16 protein-coding genes are annotated in these 18,695 nt (G+C 45.7%); 3 read left to right on the forward strand and 13 right to left on the reverse strand.

The window, feature by feature from the left end; all coding sequences use genetic code 11:
• Nucleotides 1–62 precede the first annotated feature (62 nt).
• Both RLO19_RS00940 and RLO19_RS00945 read right to left on the reverse strand, forming a co-directional pair.
• On the reverse strand, nt 63–1,022 hold the full coding sequence (locus RLO19_RS00940; protein WP_446353013.1) for a type IV pilin-like G/H family protein: 960 nt from the start codon (nt 1,020–1,022) through the stop codon (nt 63–65).
• A gap of 49 nt (nt 1,023–1,071) precedes the next feature.
• The gene (locus RLO19_RS00945; protein WP_446353015.1) at nt 1,072–2,085 is read right to left on the reverse strand and encodes an SH3 domain-containing protein; all 1,014 of its coding nucleotides are present in this window, start codon (nt 2,083–2,085) and stop codon (nt 1,072–1,074) included.
• Between the two features lie 302 nt (nt 2,086–2,387).
• On the opposite strand from RLO19_RS00945, the gene RLO19_RS00950 reads away from it, so the two are divergent.
• The gene (locus tag RLO19_RS00950) at nt 2,388–3,593 is read left to right on the forward strand and encodes an aspartate carbamoyltransferase catalytic subunit (protein WP_446353017.1); all 1,206 of its coding nucleotides are present in this window, start codon (nt 2,388–2,390) and stop codon (nt 3,591–3,593) included.
• A 186-nt stretch (nt 3,594–3,779) separates the two neighbouring features.
• Here the strand turns inward: RLO19_RS00950 and RLO19_RS00955 are convergent, their stop codons facing one another.
• The 7 genes from RLO19_RS00955 to RLO19_RS00985 form a co-directional block, all read right to left on the reverse strand.
• Nucleotides 3,780–4,883: an ABC transporter ATP-binding protein gene (locus RLO19_RS00955; protein ID WP_446353019.1), complete on the reverse strand. Its 1,104-nt coding sequence runs from the start codon at nt 4,881–4,883 to the stop codon at nt 3,780–3,782.
• Between the two features lie 449 nt (nt 4,884–5,332).
• Nucleotides 5,333–5,935, reverse strand: a complete 603-nt coding sequence (locus RLO19_RS00960) for a hypothetical protein (protein ID WP_446353021.1) — start codon at nt 5,933–5,935, stop codon at nt 5,333–5,335.
• 141 nt (nt 5,936–6,076) lie between these two features.
• On the reverse strand, nt 6,077–6,979 hold the full coding sequence (locus RLO19_RS00965; RefSeq protein ID WP_446353022.1) for a carbohydrate ABC transporter permease: 903 nt from the start codon (nt 6,977–6,979) through the stop codon (nt 6,077–6,079).
• Nucleotides 6,976–7,953 (reverse strand): carbohydrate ABC transporter permease, encoded by a 978-nt coding sequence (locus RLO19_RS00970; protein WP_446353024.1) that lies wholly within the window; start codon nt 7,951–7,953, stop codon nt 6,976–6,978. The genes RLO19_RS00965 and RLO19_RS00970 overlap by 4 nt, the downstream gene beginning before the upstream one ends.
• 222 nt (nt 7,954–8,175) lie before the next feature.
• Nucleotides 8,176–10,794, reverse strand: coding sequence for a GAF domain-containing protein (locus RLO19_RS00975; RefSeq protein ID WP_446353026.1), 2,619 nt, complete (start codon nt 10,792–10,794; stop codon nt 8,176–8,178).
• Nucleotides 10,795–11,286: 492 nt separating this feature from the next.
• On the reverse strand, nt 11,287–12,420 hold the full coding sequence (locus RLO19_RS00980; protein WP_446353028.1) for a glycosyltransferase family 4 protein: 1,134 nt from the start codon (nt 12,418–12,420) through the stop codon (nt 11,287–11,289).
• A 394-nt stretch (nt 12,421–12,814) separates the two neighbouring features.
• Complete coding sequence (locus RLO19_RS00985; protein WP_446336970.1) at nt 12,815–13,966, reverse strand: UDP-sulfoquinovose synthase; 1,152 nt, start codon at nt 13,964–13,966, stop codon at nt 12,815–12,817.
• Nucleotides 13,967–14,070: 104 nt separating this feature from the next.
• Here RLO19_RS00985 and RLO19_RS00990 point away from each other — a divergent pair, with 104 nt between their 5' ends.
• A complete protein-coding gene (locus RLO19_RS00990) occupies nt 14,071–14,541 on the forward strand; it encodes a GNAT family N-acetyltransferase (RefSeq protein ID WP_446353030.1) in 471 nt (156 codons plus the stop codon).
• A gap of 355 nt (nt 14,542–14,896) precedes the next feature.
• Nucleotides 14,897–15,421, forward strand: coding sequence for a PEP-CTERM sorting domain-containing protein (locus tag RLO19_RS00995; RefSeq protein WP_446353032.1), 525 nt, complete (start codon nt 14,897–14,899; stop codon nt 15,419–15,421).
• Between the two features lie 111 nt (nt 15,422–15,532).
• Here RLO19_RS00995 and RLO19_RS01000 read toward each other — a convergent pair whose 3' ends face one another.
• The 4 genes from RLO19_RS01000 to RLO19_RS01015 all read right to left on the reverse strand — a co-directional run bounded on the left by RLO19_RS01000 (nt 15,533) and on the right by RLO19_RS01015 (nt 18,171).
• Entirely contained in the window at nt 15,533–16,408 is an 876-nt protein-coding gene (locus RLO19_RS01000) for an SDR family oxidoreductase (RefSeq protein WP_446353034.1), read from the reverse strand.
• A 160-nt stretch (nt 16,409–16,568) separates the two neighbouring features.
• Nucleotides 16,569–16,946: a hypothetical protein gene (locus RLO19_RS01005; RefSeq protein ID WP_446353036.1), complete on the reverse strand. Its 378-nt coding sequence runs from the start codon at nt 16,944–16,946 to the stop codon at nt 16,569–16,571.
• A gap of 186 nt (nt 16,947–17,132) precedes the next feature.
• On the reverse strand, nt 17,133–17,384 hold the full coding sequence (locus tag RLO19_RS01010) for a TIGR02450 family Trp-rich protein (protein ID WP_446353037.1): 252 nt from the start codon (nt 17,382–17,384) through the stop codon (nt 17,133–17,135).
• Nucleotides 17,385–17,568: 184 nt separating this feature from the next.
• Nucleotides 17,569–18,171 (reverse strand): rhomboid family intramembrane serine protease, encoded by a 603-nt coding sequence (locus RLO19_RS01015; RefSeq protein ID WP_446353039.1) that lies wholly within the window; start codon nt 18,169–18,171, stop codon nt 17,569–17,571.
• Between the last annotated feature and the right edge of the window lie 524 nt (nt 18,172–18,695).

An 18,695-nucleotide genomic window follows, 5' to 3' on the forward strand; every position in this document is an offset into this window, starting at 1 on the left:
AATATCAATACTACTCAAAGCATTGATAGCTAAGGGTTTTGGACTTGTGCAGCAGCCCCTACTTACGGTAAAAGACGAGATCCAGCAGGACATTGAATCTCCGTAGAATCGGCTGAAGGTGGAATGGGCATTGGCGGGGGTGAGGTTGCAGGTTGATCACTCTGACAAATCCCAGAGACGGTTGTTTCAAACCCATTAACGGTGGTGACAAATACCGCGCCAATATAACTAGGAAGTCCCTCATCTTTGGGACGTGCTGTAATCGCTACACCCTGAGCGCGATCGCCTGATGGTACAATTTCGTAGGTATACAAGGCGGTTTCTAGGTTTGTGGCGATTTCTAGCTGTTCAAGGGTATTGGCAAATTGACGATTTTCTAGATAATACACTTGCTGAGCGCGATTTAAGAGGCTGATGTACTGCATCGGAATCCCTTGGCTGGATCGGTTGGCGGTGGTTTCCAACTCAATTACAGAAATATCTTCGGATACTGTGGTATTATCCGACATCTTTGCCAAGAGTAACGCCGCATCACTAAACGCCGTGGGTCGAGGTTGTCCCGGCGTAACATCTTTGAATTCTAAACGTAGTTTCCCCTCTGGGGTTAACTCAAAAATGGTCAAGGCGATTTCATCGGGTGTGAGTGCCATATCCAGGTGCATCGGTTGAGTCGCCGTCTGAATTTGGTAACCCACCTGGATTGCCACCGCCGACCCATCTTGAGCCGGTAAGATAAAAAATAATTGGTTATCAGGGGCAAATATTAACCGGATGGATTCCCCCGATTCCGGATCAGTGGCAAGCCATTCGCCAATTAATTGCTGGGTAACAGTACCCGTTGGCGATCGCACCTCAGATGCAGGGGATGGATTGTCCGGTTCAGATTGCGCTTGAGATGGAACGCCACTAGCGACAAGGAAGGCTAAAAGAACGAATATCAAACGCGATCGGCACAACTCAAGCAATAGAGAAACAGGATTAACCATGGCAATCCAACCCAGCAACTGATCGGATTTTAACAAAGAAAACGAATGACGAATGACAGTAGGGGTTTGGGAACCAAACCCCTACTTATGTCGCCACCCATCCCGAAAAGACCCAGCCACCGTTAGCCAGCCGTATCCAGTTACCGGCAGTCTGACCCGTGGTTGCGATCGCGGCGCCATCGGCTACGGTATCAACAACCCGATACCCTAAACCGGGACCCGATCGCACATTCAGAGGGCTCCCATTCGTCGTCACCATGGCTGTATCTGTCCCTGGAGCTCCACCGCCACCTTCACCTGCTATCCAGCGAGAGGCTACCCAGTTGCCATTGCTCAGTTGAGACCAGCCATCGGCATTAAGACCACTGAGGCTAACCGTTCGGTTATCGGCTACCGTACCCACCACACGATACCCTAAACCCGGACCCGATCGCACATTTAGGGGACTGTTATTGGTATTGACAACGGCTGTATTCGTCACGGGAGTCCCACCTCCCCCATCCTCACCATATAAGGCGGTTAACGTCGTCGGTCCAGCAATCCCATCCGGTGTCAATCCCCGGGACGCCTGAGCCGTTCTCACACCGGCTTCAGTAAGGCGACCATAATAGCCTGTGACGGGTCCATTATAGACCCCAAGCTCTTGCAACCGATTTTGCAGATTAGTTACGGCTCCCCCCGTACTACCGGGACGCAAGACACCGGAGGATGGAACAGCACTACCGCCATTCTCACCTGCTATCCAGCGAGAGGCTACCCAGTTGCCATTGCTCAGTTGAGACCAGCCATCGGCATTACGACCACTGAGATTAATTGTAGTTCCATCAGCGAGAGTGCTAACTACGCGATACCCTAAACCGGGACCCGATCGCACATTTAGGGGATTGCTATTAGTATCAACCACAGCCGCCCAAGCGCTACTGGTTAAGCTTAATGAAGACAGTGCGATCGCCAACGCTAATCCCTGAATCCAGGCTAAATTCGGTAGTTTCCAATCAAATTCTGACTCCCAGACAAACCCATCAGCACTCGACTGGGAGTGGGACGTCATGTTATCGGCTTGGGCGATCGAGAAATGGGTATAGGCTAGTGTTTCCATGAGAACACCTCACTGTTCGTTTATAACGGCGATGAACCTTAACCGTAGACAAGACTGACTCAATACCCTGATCAATTCCCGGTTTACCTGCGACAGAAGGTAGTTGGGGATGGCGAAACGACGACGGCTGGGTTCATCTAAATTTAGAATTTTCTTTTCTTATAGCATTATTAGAAATAATCCAGCTGGCTAACGTCTCTCAAAAGAAAGGTTTAGCTTTTTCAAATTTATTTGTCGTGAGAGGGGAATGGAGACTATAGTAACGGTTAGCCCTTCTCTATTCATTTCGCGTTCTTATTCTTATGGCTACTGCCACTTGGACTCGCCGCCATGTCCTTTCTCTGGAAGATTTTACGTCGGCTGAATACGACACCCTCTTACAAACAGCCGCTAGCTGTCGGGAAGTTCTCTCCCGGCGCACGAAAAAAGTCCCGGCTTTGCAAGGTCAGGTAGTGGCAAATATGTTTTTTGAACCCTCAACCCGCACCCGCAGTAGTTTTGAACTCGCAGCAAAACGGTTGAGTGCGGATACACTGAATTTTGCACCGGGAACCTCTTCTTTGACCAAGGGAGAAACCATTCTCGATACAGCAAAAACCTATTTAGCAATGGGTGCGGATATGATGGTAATTCGCCATCGAGAAGCAGGAGTTCCTCATGCGATCGCGACTGAAATGGATCGCCTGGATACGAATGTCGGTATCCTGAATGCGGGAGATGGTCAGCATGAACATCCCTCCCAGGCGTTGCTGGATTTGTTTACAATTACATCCCTATTGGATTTTGAGTATCCTCGTCTGAAACTCTTGGCAGACAAAAAAATTGCCATTGTCGGGGATATCATACATTCACGGGTTGCCCGTTCTAATCTTTGGAGTCTAACGGCGAGTGGTGCTGAGGTTCATTTAGCCGGTCCACCAACCCTAGTACCCCAGGAGTTTGCAGAATATGTCCATAAGAATGTAGGGGCGAAGCATTCGCGCCCCGATCTATCGGGTTTCTACTCAAATCCAAACGCGAATGCTTCGCCCAACCCCCAACCCCCAACCCCCAACCCCCAATCCCCAATCCCCAATCCCCAATCCCCAATCCCCAATCCCCAATCCCCAATCCCCAACCCCCAATCCCCAACCCCCAATCCCCAATCCCCAATCCCCAATCCCCAATCCCCAATCCCCAATCGTCGGCTATTCTTGCATTGGGATGTTGAACCCGCCCTGAAAGATGCGGATTTTGTCATGACCTTACGGCTACAAAAAGAACGCATGACAGCGCATCTACTGCCCAGTTTGCGAGAATATCATCAGCGTTATGGGATAACGCGCGATCGCTTGAAACTTTGTCATCCTGGAGTCAAAATTCTCCACCCCGGACCCGTCAATCGCGGCGTGGAAATTAGTTCAGAGTTAATGGATGATCCGGAATTCAGTTTAATTTCTCAACAGGTAACCAGTGGTGTTGCGGTACGCATGGCGCTGCTTTATCTGATGGGGAGTGGGAAGTCTTAATCGTCTTATGTCTTATGTCCTTTGTTTGCTTCCTTTGCACCTAGAAGGGCGGGTTTAGTCAATTTATAGGACATCGACAGAACGTTATCGGTACAACCCGCCCCTACACCCCTGTTGCCCGTTGCCTGTTGCCTGTTGCCTCTCCCCACCACAAGACTCCCTGAAGCAGACCCTAATTACCGAAAATCAGGTAATGGCTTGTTGGCTGTGCTTGTCAAACAGGTGAAACTGAGACCGATCAAACACCACACTAATCGATTGTCCCACACTCATGCGCGATCGCGGATCAACTCTGGCGATGAATTCGTGATTTGTTGGCGTCGTCAGATACACAATGATTTCATTCCCCATCATTTCCGTAACGGATACTGTGGCTTGAACAGAGGCGGGACGAATACCTGGGGGAATATAGTCAGGATCATGGATATTTTCTGGGCGAATCCCAAAGATAACTTCTTCCCCTGAATAATGTTTATAGAATAAGGCTTTTTCTGGAGGAATCTGGAGTTCAAATGAGTCTGTTTTTACATACAGATCCTCCTCTTTAATGATTAATTGAGCCTCAAAAAAATTCATGGCTGGAGAGCCAATAAAACCCGCAACAAAGACATTATTCGGATAATTATACAGCTTTTCTGGGGTATCAACTTGCTGTAAGACGCCATGATTCATCACCGCAATGCGACTTCCCATGGTCATCGCTTCCACTTGGTCATGGGTGACATAAATAAATGTAGTGCCTAATTCATGATGCAGTTTACTAATTTCTGCCCGCGCCTGTACCCGTAATTTAGCATCTAAATTAGATAACGGTTCATCCATTAAAAATACAGCTGGATTCCGGACAATAGCGCGACCCACCGCAACTCGCTGGCGCTGTCCTCCGGAAAGTTCTTTGGGCTTGCGGGACAGTAAATGGTCAATTCCTAATTGCTTGGCTGCACTTTCAACACGGGTTTTGATTTCGCCTTTCCGCTTCCCTTGTAATTCTAGACTAAATGCCATATTTTCATAGACAGACATGTGGGGATACAGGGCGTAAGACTGGAAAACCATGGCAATATCCCGCTCTTTGGGCGGAACATCATTGACTAGCTGCTCGCCAATATAAATACTACCTTGGGTTATATCTTCAAGTCCCGCCAGCATCCGTAGGGAGGTAGTTTTCCCGCAGCCAGAGGGACCCACAAAGACGAGGAATTCACCATCGTCAATAGTCAAATTTAAATCATTTACCGCGATAAAATCATCAAATTTTTTATTGACGCCTTCAAAAACAACACTAGCCATTTTAGGTACTGAATTGGTAATTTAGCTGTAGAGACCCCAATGGTATGCTATTATAAAATATTAATACTTGCTTGATAAAGTGTCCAGCTTTGCTAGTTGACATTTATAACTTGTTCATTACCGATACTTTAAAGGGAAATTACTTTTGAGCTAAGCTAAAACTCCAAAAATGTTACTAACTTAACAATTAATCAATTCCACTAAAGTAATCATCACAATTATCTATATCACATAGATATCCCCAATGATTTTTTATGATTAATCGCAATTGATAAATAACAAATTAGAACTTAAACAGAAATTCTGCTTAGGGTAAGGGCACGACATGTCGTGCCCCTACGTGGTTGTTCAACTGCTGATGATTACCCTTAATTGCAAGGCTATAAAAGCAAGAGTTTCAGACATTTTATCATAAGGGTAGTTTGACCAGACAGGCTATTACCGACTGCCTACTTTCTAATAATCTCAATAGACCCGCTGTTAGACGAGCTTAGAGAACCAAAGCTGGACAGATTTTCAACCAGATTTTTGCCCTCTGAGGTGATAGTTCCTGAAACCATTGCATCACTATGGGCACCAACATACCGATAATTCGATGTGAAGGCAGGTCCTTGATAGTGAGAATGGCTGTTGCCACGGTACGTATCCCCCGTACCCGTCCACATTACCGCCACATCCACGTTTTTGGTAGCCCCTGACGAGTAATCATTGACTGCGAATGTGCCATTTAACGCCGCTGATTTGAGAGACTTATCACTGGTAAAGTTTACGTCTGTAGCAAAGCCATCGCCATAGGAACCTTCTCCAGTACACCAGTTATAGGTAGAGTAATAGATATAGGCACCCTTCTGTGCGGTTGGCGCACCTGGAGCGTTTTTGCTGACGTTATCAGAGGCAAAAATCCCTACACTGGTGTAATTACACTCGTCAGATTGATAAAAGTAGGCATCAGCCGTTTGTCCTTTGACTTGGTATTTCTGGTTGGTGGCGGCGACTGCAGGAAGGCTCAGGCTCAGCAGGATTAAGGTAGCTCCAACCAATGTCTTTTGCATGTTTTTTTCCTAGAGGATGATTAACCGAGACTGGGATGAGAAACGGGAAGTTCCCAGATTTTAAGAAAAGCTATATTAGGTACTATTACTTATTAAGGCTGTATTCTTTCCCCTCTGTTTCCTGTTCCTACACATAAGACATTATCCCTTAACTGAACCTGCCAAAATTCCCCGAACAAAATACCGTTGCAGGGCAAAAAACACAATCAGGGGTACAATCATGGTGACAAAAGCCCCGGCTGTCAGCAAATGCCAAGCTTCGCCACGAGAACCTACCAACGTAGTTAAACGCATGGTTAAGGGGGCGACATCGGGTGTTCCTCCCAGATACACTAAGGCGACTAATAAATCATTCCATACCCATAAAAATTGAAACACGGCAAAGGATGCGATCGCGGGGAGAGAAAGGGGTACAATTAAGCGAGTAAACGTGGTTAAGTGCGACGCCCCATCCACCGCCGCCGCTTCGATTAAATCCTTGGGTAGGGAACCGATATAATTTCTGAGTAAATAAATCCCTAACGGCATACCATATCCCGTATGGGCTAACCACACGCCTAAAAACGAACCCGATAATCCCAAATGATTATAGGATCGCAATACAGGAATTAGCGTCATCTGTAAGGGGACAACCAACAACCCCACCACTAAAATAAATAACAACTGACGCCCCGGAAACTGCATCCAAGAAAAAGCATAAGCGGCAAATGTGGCGATGGCGATGGGAATAACTGTCGCAGGAATGGCAATGGCAAAGCTATTTAGAAATGCTTGTCCCATTCCTTCCGCCGTCAAAACATCGATATAATTCCCTAACTGATATTGGGTGAAATCAAAGGGATGTTGAAACACCATCCACCAGCCACTTGCCAACAAGTCATCCTTCGGGCGTAGGGAACTGATTAACAAGCCAACGGTGGGTAATGTCCAAATTAAGGAAATGACGATTAAACTTAGATGAACCGGAAGGTTATTGAAGGCATTTCGCAACTGATGAGACAGATGTTTCACAGAATTCGATTTACGGCGACGTTTAGATTTCATCTACTTGCCTCTTGTTGACGGAAGCGGCGGATATTTACGACCATGATTGGTACAATTGCTAGTAATAAGATAACCGCGATCGCACTCCCTCTGCCATAGTCGCGATAGTTAAACATTTCCTTAATCATCCGCGAGGCAATCACTTCTGTGCCTTGATTCCCCGCCGTCATCACAAAGACAATATCAAACACCTTAAGTACCATAATCACCACCGTCGTTGTCACCACCGCTAAGGTGGAACGAATCATCGGGATGGTAATCCGCCAGAAAATTTGTACCTCACTCGCCCCATCCATGCGGGCGGCTTCGATAATATCTTTGGGAATCCCTTTAACCCCTGCAGAAAGTAAAACCAGACAGAACCCGGTTTGCAGCCAAATCATAATCGCAATTAGGGCAAAATTGTTAATCGAGCGTTCCACTAACCAACCCACGGGTTCAAATCCCAGGCTGGTAATGATACCATTAAGTAAACCAATTTGCTCTGATCCGGCTGGACGAAAGGCATAGACAAAGCGCCAAATCACACTTGCACCGACAAAAGAAATCGCCATGGGTAAAAAGATGAGGGACTTGGCGATAGGTTCATACCGTACCTTATCCATGAGTACCGCCAGAATCAAGCCAAACCCGACACTAAACCCCGTAACTAGAACCAGCCACAATAGGTTATTGCGAAACGCCACCAGCATCGCCTCACTGGTGAAAGCAAACTTATAATTTTCTAGTCCGACAAAATTTTGCGATCGCCGATCCAGAAAACTGATGTAAATTGTATTCAGCGTGGGTAAAATCAAGTATGCCGTCAGCACCAGCAGGGCGGGGGCGAGATAAATCCAAGGTAGAATTCGTGATTGCCATTTATAAGGTAGGGTGTTGGCTAGATAATTCATGGCATAAAAGAAGCCAAGCACACCGCCACAGCCAATAATTACGGCAATAATTACACTGATAATTTTACTGAAAACTGACATAAGAATTTACTCTAACTGGAGGAAACCGATATCAATCCATCCTGTTGCCATCCTCTATGATAATCGCTCTCTCCTATCTGTCTGTGCTAAGTAGGGTGGGCATTGCCCACCAGCCTCATCTGAGCGTGACATTCACCCTAGTTTGCACCCTCGATGCTTAAAAAGTTAACCTGTTGGGTTTCGTTCCAAGGGGCTAACCTACTTGCGTTGACATGCTCCCGATTATTTTCTAGTCATTGTATGCACACCATCCCAATAATCAGGAGGCGGATTATCCTGATAATGTTTAGCCCGTTCGAGGTGAATCAAAACCGGCTTATCATTGGGTTCAAGTTGATAAGCTTGTTCAAAATACACAATCGCCTTGGGGAAATCGCGATTCATGTAGGTTTTACGTCCTTTGGCATACAGATCTAAAAATTTGTGAGTTTTATCATTGAGAGGCGTGTCGATATCTTGAAGCAAATGATAAATGCTAACCGCTTGATTTTTCCCCTTCACCCGAATTTTATCCAATTCCCGCACCCAAATATTATGGCGGCAGAGGTTATAGGTATATTCACTAATGATAATATCGCAGCCGTACTCTTTAGTAATACTTTCCAGGCGGGCGCTGAGATTCACGCCATCTCCGATAACCGTATAGTCCATGCGTTTGTGGGAACCAATATTACCCGAAACCACTTCTCCTGAACTAATTCCAATCCCAATATGAATTAAAGGTTGGCGATTTTTCATCCGAGGTTCATTAAACTTGGCTAAGCGCCAGCGCATATCTAAAGCCGACTGAACCGCCATCCAGCCATGATTTTCTTTTAACGCCAAGGGAGCGCCAAAAACTGCCATTAACGCATCACCAATAAATTTATCTAAAGTCCCTTTATGCTCAAAGACTGATTCGACCATTGTTTCAAAGTATTTATTCAGCAGCGATACAACTTCCGACGCTCCCAAGTTTTCGGTTAAAGTTGTATACCCCCGAATATCTGAAAATAAAATGGTGACATCCTTTTTGCTTCCCTGCATCAGTGCATCTTCACCTAACGCCAAGACTTCATCCGCTACCTCTGGCGTCATGTAGCGATACATCGTTGTTTTCAGCCGCTTTTCTCGACTAATGTCTTCTAATACAACCAAACCCCCTCGCACCGTTCCTTGGGGATTCGTTAACGGATTGACCGTCAAATTAATACTCCGTTCAATGGGTTGGACTTGCTCTTTAGATAGATAGGATGAAGATAGATAGGATGAGGTAGAAACAAGACTGAGATCTTCATTCCAGAGACTATAGATTCTAGGGTTATCGCTTTTGGGAATAGCGAGGAGATAAAGATGAGTATCATCATTCGATTGGCAGTAGGGGGGAGTATTCGGTTTTTCTATCTCTTCCAGTGGACATTGGAAAAGACCGACGGTTAAATTTTGTTCGGGGAGGTAATGCTTCGCACCCGTAGTTAGGCTGTCTTGTAACCGGACTTGGAGATATTCAATCGGCACAACCTCCCAGACATAGCGACCCGTTAGTTTCTCCTCCCACAAATGACGATTGCGATTATCGACTTGTTGTAAGGGACACCCCAGTAATCCTAGCGCTGCATCATTAATGGTCACGATTCGTCCCTGCATATCGGTAGAGATAACCGCATCAGAAAGGCTTTGCAGGATGTCTTTTTGATATTGCTTTTCGATCAGAACATTCTCAAACAGTTTAGCATTTTCCAGGGCAATGCCGGCTTGAATATTAAATGCCCGCATAAACTCTTCATCGGAGGTGCTGAAGCTACCTTGATGCTTATTAATCAGTTGAGTTACACCGATTAAATCCCCAACCGAGTTAAAGACGGGCATACAGAGAAGATTGCGAGTCACATAGCCTGTTTTTCTGTCTGTCGTCGGATCAAACCGAGGATCTTTATACGCATCGGCAATATTCAACAGTTGACCCGTAGACGCCACGTAACCCGCAATCCCCCGATTGGCTGGGATACGAATTTCCATCATCTTGTTGCCATCAGCCGTCGCGACTTTACTCCACAGTTCCCCAGTATCTTTACTTAGCATAAATAACGTAGAGCGGTCTGCTTGCATTAACTCCCGCGCTTGATCCATGACTAGACGCAGTGTGGCTTCTAGGTCTAAACTTTGACCTAGGTACTGGGTTGCTTTTAGGAGTGCAGCGGCGCCGCGTTGGTTCCGGGCTGCCATGTAGAATGATTGGCAAGTTTCTAGGATAATGCCAATAGAGGCGGCAAAGTCACGGAAGCGCTGTTCATCTTCTTCGTCAAACGGTACACCCCCAGCTTTATTCAATAGCTGTACCACAGCGACAATCTTTTTATTGCTGCTGACAATGGGCATACACAAGAGGGAATCGGTATGATAGCCGGGAGACTCGTCAACTTCCGGATTAAACAAGGGGTGGTTATAGGCTTCGGTGATATTGAGCGATTCACCCGTTGTCGCCACATGACCCGCTAAACCCACCGTCAGGGGAATGCGAACTTCCTTGGCGGCGTTGTCTTCACCAGAGGGAATTTTTGCCCAAAGCTGGTCTTTGTCACCATCAACCAGGAAGATAGTTGTACGCTCAGCCTGCAAGAGTTGACCAATTTTTAGAGTAAATGCCTCCATCACCTGTTCCAGCATGGTTTCGAGCGCTTCATGGTTAATCATTTCCAGCGCTCGCAGAAATTGCTGAAATTCAGCGGTGATGAAGTCCAGTAAGCAGATAAATTCGGGAAGGGAGAGGTCTTTAACTCGATGAGTTAGGACGCTAGTGCGATTGAGTTGGGTTAACTGAGTCAATGTAGCAAGAACGCTACCGGCATTAGACAGTGTCATAGTATTCGCTGTTCAACAGCTACTTTTGGCTCTGGCTGTCAGACGTGTTCTCATGCACGTCGGGTATTAGAATGCAGTCTGGGTAAAACAAATAAGCGCAGCGATATCGGTGAAAATTGAAAAACGCTTCCGTTTTCCGTTAGTTTAGACCAATCTCAATTTTAGACAAATTTATCTGCCTGAGTTGTTATTTGTCATTTCCTCTTACCTGTTGCCTCTATTGTCTCATCCTTGAGTCCTCACCTGATGTCCAGAGGGATTCTTGCTGGCTCAGTTGAGGATTTCTCTACCAGCTCCCTGATCTCCCTTTGTCGGGAGGCTCCCCGATGCCTCCCTATCCAGAATTTGCTGGTATAATCCCTAAATTTGAACTTTATTAGAGAATAATAATATTTGCACAGATATAAGAGGGCACGGCAATGCCGTGCCCCTACCACAGTTTAGGGACATGGCACTCTGATGCGGTAGAGGTACGACAAAACCACGCCCTAATTAAGCCGCTCTTAAGAGCGATCGCGACAAAACCACGCCCTGATAATATTGTTGTAACTGACGGGTTGCGGCTGACCAACTCCAGCGTTCGGCTTCTGCCCTAGCGTTTTGGCGTAAGGTTTCCCGTTCGGTTTGTTCCTGGAATAGACGTTGAGTAGCCGCGATCGCGCCTTGTTCATTTTGCGGATCAAACAAGTAGCCGTTGACCCCATCAGTGACGATATCCGGAATTCCACCCGAACGCGCCGCCACTACCGGGCACCCCGCCGCCATCGCTTCTAGCAATACTAATCCTAAGGTTTCGGTACGGGAGGGGAAAATAAACGCATCCGCCGACGCAAAGGCAGAACCTAAAGGTTCACCTGTAAGATACCCAACAAAATGGGTTGGGGTTCCGGCAAAATGTTTTTCTAAGGCGCTGCGATGGGGTCCATCTCCCACTAACGCCAAACGTGCACCGGGGATGGATTCGAGAACCGGTTTAATCCGGTCAATTTCCTTTTCTGCTGATAAACGCCCCACATAAAGCAACAAGGGACTTTCCGGGTGTCCTTGGGACAAGTGCGATCGCATCTTTTCAGATGCCAAACTAGGATGGAATGTCTCGGTATCCACACCCCGTTGCCACAAATCCAATCGTTGAATCCCCCGCCCTCTCAATTCCTCAACCATCGCCGTCGAGGTACATAAATTAAGCTGGGCTTGATTGTGATTAGCTTTAATTAATTCCCACATCACCGGTTCTAACATCCCTAACCCATAATGCTGAAGATATTGGGGTAAATGGGTGTGATAAGACGCGACTAAAGGAATTTGCATCACCTTAGCATAATACAGCCCTGCTAACCCTAATACCGCCGGATTCACCACATGAATCACATCCGGCTTAAATTCGGCTAAAGCCATGCCAATCGCGGGTCGAGGTAATGCCAGTTTCAGTTCTGGATATAGAGGTAATGGGAAGCCCGAAACGCCATAAATTCTGGCACCTTTGTGTTCAGTGAGTCCACCATCGGGACAAATAACCAGAACATCGTCACCATTGCGTTGTAAATGGTCAACCGTGTGCCGCAGTCGAGTGACAATTCCATCAACTTTTGGCAAAAAGGTTTCAGTGAATAAGGCAATTCGCATAATCGTGTGACCGTGTGCGGAGTGTTATTGCAAAAGGCAGAATGATTTTTACTGGTATAGGGTCGTTTCCGCCATTATATCTGTCTTAACCTTTAATTCGATGTCTGTTTTCTGCGGCTTGGGCAATGGATAAGTCACGCATTGTCGAGGATGGAGATTGAGACAACGTTTGGTAATAAGTATTTCCCATCGGAAATGGGATGGGGTAAGAGGAGACTGAGATTTTCTAGTTCCTCTTACCGAAACCATCGGTTCAGTTATCATCGTGGACAGTTCGAGACTAAGTTTGGTTGAAAAAACGGGAACATAAACCACCGAAACTCCTATTTTTTCCCATTGATGTTTTATTTCTTCCCTACCGTAGTCCTGAATTCTGAACCGATAGTCTAGAGATTTATCGCCGCCAAGACACCTTGGGTAAGATTTGTTTTTCATCTACACGGTGCTTGTACTTGCTGGCAAAGTTAAGTAAGGAATCGATCAGGGAATCAGATAGGTAGTGGGGTTGGAGTCCTAAACTTAACAGACAAGTATTTTTGGCGTAGAAATAGTGCTGTTCTAACTCAACCCGTGGGTTATCGAGGTGCTGAATATCCACATCGATATCTAAATGGGTTCCAGCATTTTTCACCATCACGGCTAAGTCGCCCACACTGAACATTTCCGTAAACTGGTTGAATACACGGAATTGACCGGGATCAGCCGGATTTGCGATCGCGAGTTCGACACAGCGAACCGTATCCCGAATATCTAAAAAGCCCCGCGTCTGACCCCCTTTACCGTATACTGTCAAGGGATGACCGATCGCCGCCTGGATACAGAAACGGTTTAAAGCGGTACCGAAAACGCCATCGTAGTCGAGGCGGTTTATCAGCATCTCATCCATACCCGTTTCTTCGGTTAAGACACCATAGACGACGCCTTGATTGAGATCCGTTGCCCGTAACCCCCAAATTTTGCAAGCAAAGTGGATATTATGGCTGTCGTGGACTTTGCTGAGGTGGTAGAAGCTACCGGGTTGCTTGGGATAGGGTAAGGTGTCTTTGCGTCCATTATGCTCGATGGTGATATAGCCTTCTTCGATATCGATATTCGGCGTTCCATATTCACCCATCGTCCCCAGTTTTACCAAATGGCAATCGGGGAAGTCTTGTCGCATGGCGTACAGAATATTCAGCGTCCCTACGACATTATTTACCTGAGTCAGTACCGCATGTTCCCTGTCAATCATGGAAAATGGGGCAGATCGTTGTTCACCAAAGTGAACGATTGCCTCGGGTTCAAACTGATGCAGGGATTTAATCAGGAAATCGTAGTCGGTAATATCACCCACGAACAAGTCAATGGATTTCCCCGTCAGATCCTGCCAACGCTGGAGGCGTTGCTGAATCGGTGCAATTGGCGTCAGTGTTTCTACACCCAGTGTCATATCCCAATGACGGCGCACCAGGCTATCTATAATCCCGACGTCATATCCTTTGTTGGATAGATGCAGGGCGGTTGCCCACCCACAATAACCATCGCCACCAATAACCAAGACTTTCATAGTCGATCCATAAATTGTGCTTGCCGATACTCGGTAAATGTATCAGGTTTCGGGTACTCTCGAACCATTAAACTCAGCGATCGCACCCTATTAAATCATCCTACATGCATACAAGTCAGCCAACTCTACCCCCCAACTGTGTCCTCCGACGCGCCTATTCTGGGGATCAGGGCGCGATTTTCCGATTGGTACTGGGGGCAAAACTTGATCCGACTCAGTTACGATGGCAGCAATTCTGGGTGATTGAATGTCAGGGACAGGTGGTGGCTTGTGGACAGTTGCGCCAGTTTGCTGACGCTCAAGAGTTGGGCAGTTTGGTTGTCGCCCCAGAGTGGCGCGATCGCGGTTTGGCAACCCTGCTGATGCACCATCTGATTGCCCAAGCCAGCTTTCCCCTTTATCTGGAATGCTTGGGGACACCCTTAGCCCAGTTCTACAGGCGCTTTGGCTTTGTCCCGGTTTCCTGGCAAGAGTTGCCGCGATCGCTTAAAATTAAATTTGGTTTGTCTCGTATGGCAAAAATTATTTTGCGACTCCCCGTAGAATTTATGCACCTGACATCAAACTATCAATAACTTAAACCTTGTTCAATCTTTATTCTTCTGGGTAAAAAGAAAGTTTTGTCCTTAGGTTTTCTTGATCTAAAACCCTTATACCCTAAGAAATAATACTTAATAATATTTTTTTATAATTCCACAAGGTACGGGAGATTCTCCCCCCCGCAAGATCTCAACAATTCGATTGTTTTGTAACAATTATTATTATTGTTTTCAGGAAAACCTAACAAAAACTATTGACTCACTCAATATAAGTAGATACAATAAATAAGTTGCTCTACTCCTGAAGATAGATGTTGAATCTATCTAGCAGTCTTTAAATTAAGAGTGACAACTTTCCTACCTCATAAGGTGCGATTCCATGACAAAATTTATGAAATTTACCTCACTTGCTGCCTTAACGGTTGCTACAGTCGGTCTAGCTAATGTATCACCCGCTACAGCCGCTTCAATGAAATATGATCTACAAATCCATGGTATAGGAGTTGAATCAGGAATATTGGGTGGTTCAACAACAATAAATGCAGCTGCAGGTTCCTTCACCACGAACGATTCAATGGATGCAATTGAATCAGTTGCTCTTAAGTTGGGGAATCTCCAATTTAATCAAGGGGAATTTCTGAATAATGGCACCAGTATTCTTTTCAGTAATTCTGCACAGCCGAGTCAGAGTCTCACTCTATTTGCCCTACCGCCACTTCCCCAGGAAATTGGTGATATGGTAGGTGGACAAGCAGCCACTTTGGCAAATGGAACTTTAACTGACTCTGTCTCCTACAAAATAACTAAACTTGCCTCTGTTCCTGAACCCCTGACAATCCTAGGTTCAGCCGCCGCATTAGGCTTTGGATTCGTACTCAAGCAAGAGAATTCGAGAAAGAAGAATAAAGTCAACTAGTAATTCTAATCTACAGCTTTTGAATTTTATTTGGGGCATCGCTAGGGGCGCAAACGTGCGCCCCTAATATCTATTTGAATGAACCCTGTAGAGACGCGCCATGGCGCGTCTCTACAACCTCCCCCGCAATGCCTCTAATTCTTCTGGCAAGGATAGAGGATTATATCCTAACGCAAACGCCTTGGAACTATCCAAGGAAACATCTGGAGGTCTTGGCGCTGCCATTTTTACCTCGGCTTGTTTACAATAGTTTAATCCGGTTTTAGGTAATTTTAACACATCAACCAAGAGACGACCAAAGTCATAGCGTGATATCCGTTCCCTTCCACCCAGATGCAGGTAGCCTTGAATGTTATCGAGGGCTAATAATATCCCTTTAGCGGCGGTAGCTCCACTCACAGGCGTGCGAAATTCATCAACAAATAATTTTAACTCCCCTCCCGCTTGTAAAATGTCAATAAATGGCTGGATAAAGCTAGTTGCTGTTGGTGTCGCCTGACCAAACATTAAGGGCATTCGACAAATTGCTGTCCGAGGATAACGGGTTAACATCATATTCTCAGCCCTAACTTTTTGTTCTCCATAATAACTAATTGGCGAAACCGGATCAGTTTCCCGATAGGGTGGGTTTAAACCATTGAATACCAAGTCAGTAGATGTAAATACACAAGGAATGCCATAATCCGCACAAAGTCCCGCGATATTACCAGATGCTATAACATTGATCAATTCTGTCTCCTGGGGATGCATTTGGCAAAAATTAGGATTGGATTGAGCAGCGGTATGAATAACGGCGTCAGGTTTAATGTCTTGAAAAAGTTGTTTTAGTTCCGGGAAATTGGTTAAATCAACGTTTATTGTGTTTATACCCGGACTATTAATCAACTTGGAAAAGCAAGTTCCATAAACATTCCATTCGCCTTTAGACAATTGGCAAATATGCCACCCCAAAAAGCCACTAATACCTGTAATTAATAACCTTTTCATGTCATTCTTTTCCGGTAAATACTGGTAGAAATACCTGCTTATCCATGGGGATTGGGCGAAGCATTTGCGCTGGAATATTGGTATAAAACCGAGACATTTGGGCGCAAATGCGAGAGCCCCTACGAATGCATCTGCTCCCAAATGTCTTTATAATATTCCATCACTTTGACTCACAGGTTAATACTTCATTAACGGGTGCAAATCCTTCTGGGTCATCATAGCCAACTAACTCAGAATAGTAATTTTTGTTTTGCAGGAGAACCACCCGCGCTGTGTCCAAGGGGGTATCATAAAACGTGAGTTCTCGTTTCGTTGTCAGGGAAATATTTTCAGCAACATCTGAGGGAAACTGTTCATAAGTAACAATTGTACTTCCCTCGTCTTCTGTAATGGTAATATATGCCCTCATTCCCAAAGGATTAGGTTGACCAGACTCAGGATCATATTGGCAGATTCTACCCGTGCTAGAAGCCGCGCAATTCAAAGGAAAAATAACAAAAACTAGGGCAACAACCCACTTTGACGAATTAATTTTCATGAGACATCACCTGAGAAAGGATATTTTTATGGTGTTTAGACATTCCTTGAACCTTTTTACCCATCCATAAATATACTTGATTCATATCATATCCGATTTAATCCTTACACTTTGGTCTTCAAGGGAAGGAGCTATTGTTGTCCGTTAAAAGGAAATGATAACTGTTTCGGCGGACATGATAGAATATCATAGTTCATCCTCTGCCAGTTCCTTCATTTCTTGTAGAGACTGCCAACCGGGTTTCCACAGAGAACGGTCTTTAAGCTGTTGAGCATTAAGCCAAAAGCGAACAGTAGGGTCACAAGAAGCCACCATTTCAGCAAAAACCCATTGACCCTGATTTTTGCGGTTGACTACTTGAAAATGTCGCCAACCCCATGTTTGTTGAGTCGCTGTCCATTTGGAACCAACCAGATAAGGAAATTTTTGTTTTGCCATTAATAATTGGAAACGTATTGACCCTTCACGTCATTCGGTGGCGGTGTGTAGGGGCGGGTTTCACTATTATCGTTTCTTACTTAACCCAAATGTAACTAAACCCGCCCTGATCCAATTTTGAATTAATTCCCCCATCTTCCCCATCTCCCAGACGCGCCATGGCGCGTCTCTACTTCCCCATTCCTCATCCCTTACGCTCAGACAACAGGCGTGCGGCAATAATTCCACCAATAAAGCCAAATAAATGCCCTTCCCAGGATACACCGGGAACCGTTGGTAAAATACCCCAAATTGCTCCTCCATAGAGAAATCCCACGATAAGGGAGAGTAAAATAGAGGGAACATTGCGTTGAAAATAGCCACGCAATAGCAGAAAACCAAGATAGCCAAAAACTAGACCGCTAGCGCCAATGTGAACAGCAGGAGAACCGATTAGCCAAACCCCTAAACCACTGACAACCATGGTGATGGCGGTAACAATAAAAAAGTCGCTGGTTTCTTGTAACATGACAAACCAGCCTAGAGTGAGAAAGGGGATAGTATTGGCAATCAGGTGACCTAAATCACCATGGAGAAACGGGGCAAATAGTATACCCCTTAACCCGATAATTTGCCGGGGGGAAATACCATGGCGGTCCAGTGCGCCTTGGAAAATGATTAAATCAATGAGTTCTAAAACCCACATCACGGCGACAAGTCCGCCTAAAATGGTAGCCTGGGTTTTGACTTCACGGGCAAGTGCTTTGGTTTCCTGATGGACAAGTTCTCGGGTTTCCCGGTTGCTCATGGCTTGACCCTCTGGGATAGAGTTTTGAGTATTAATGGTTCTAGGGTAGCAATTTCCTGTGACATCCTCCGACAGCAATCCTGGGGAAGGGCGGGTTTTGAATGAGTTGGTATTAATTTACCCGTTATTTGAATCCCTAAACCCGCCCCGACATTAACCACAGATGCAATCCTGGGGAAGGGCGGGTTTTGAATGAGATGGTACTAATTTACCCGTTAATTGAAACCCTAAACCCGCCCCGACATTAAACACCGATGCAATCCTGGGGAAGGGCGGTTTTTGAATGAGATGGTATTAATTTACCCGTTAATTGAATCCCTAAACCCGCCCCGACATTAAACACAGATGCAATCCTGGGGAAGGGCGGGTTTTGAATGAGATGATATTAATTTCCCCGTTAATTGAGTTCCTAAACCCGCCCCGACATTAAACACAGATGCAATCCTGGGGAAGGGCGGGTTTTGGATGAGATGGTATTAATTTCCCCGTTAATTGAGTTCCTAAACCCGCCCCGACATTAAACA

The sequence above is a fragment of the Coleofasciculus sp. G2-EDA-02 genome (assembly GCF_040226375.1).
In the GTDB taxonomy this organism is placed as follows: Bacteria; Cyanobacteriota; Cyanobacteriia; order Cyanobacteriales; family Coleofasciculaceae; genus Coleofasciculus.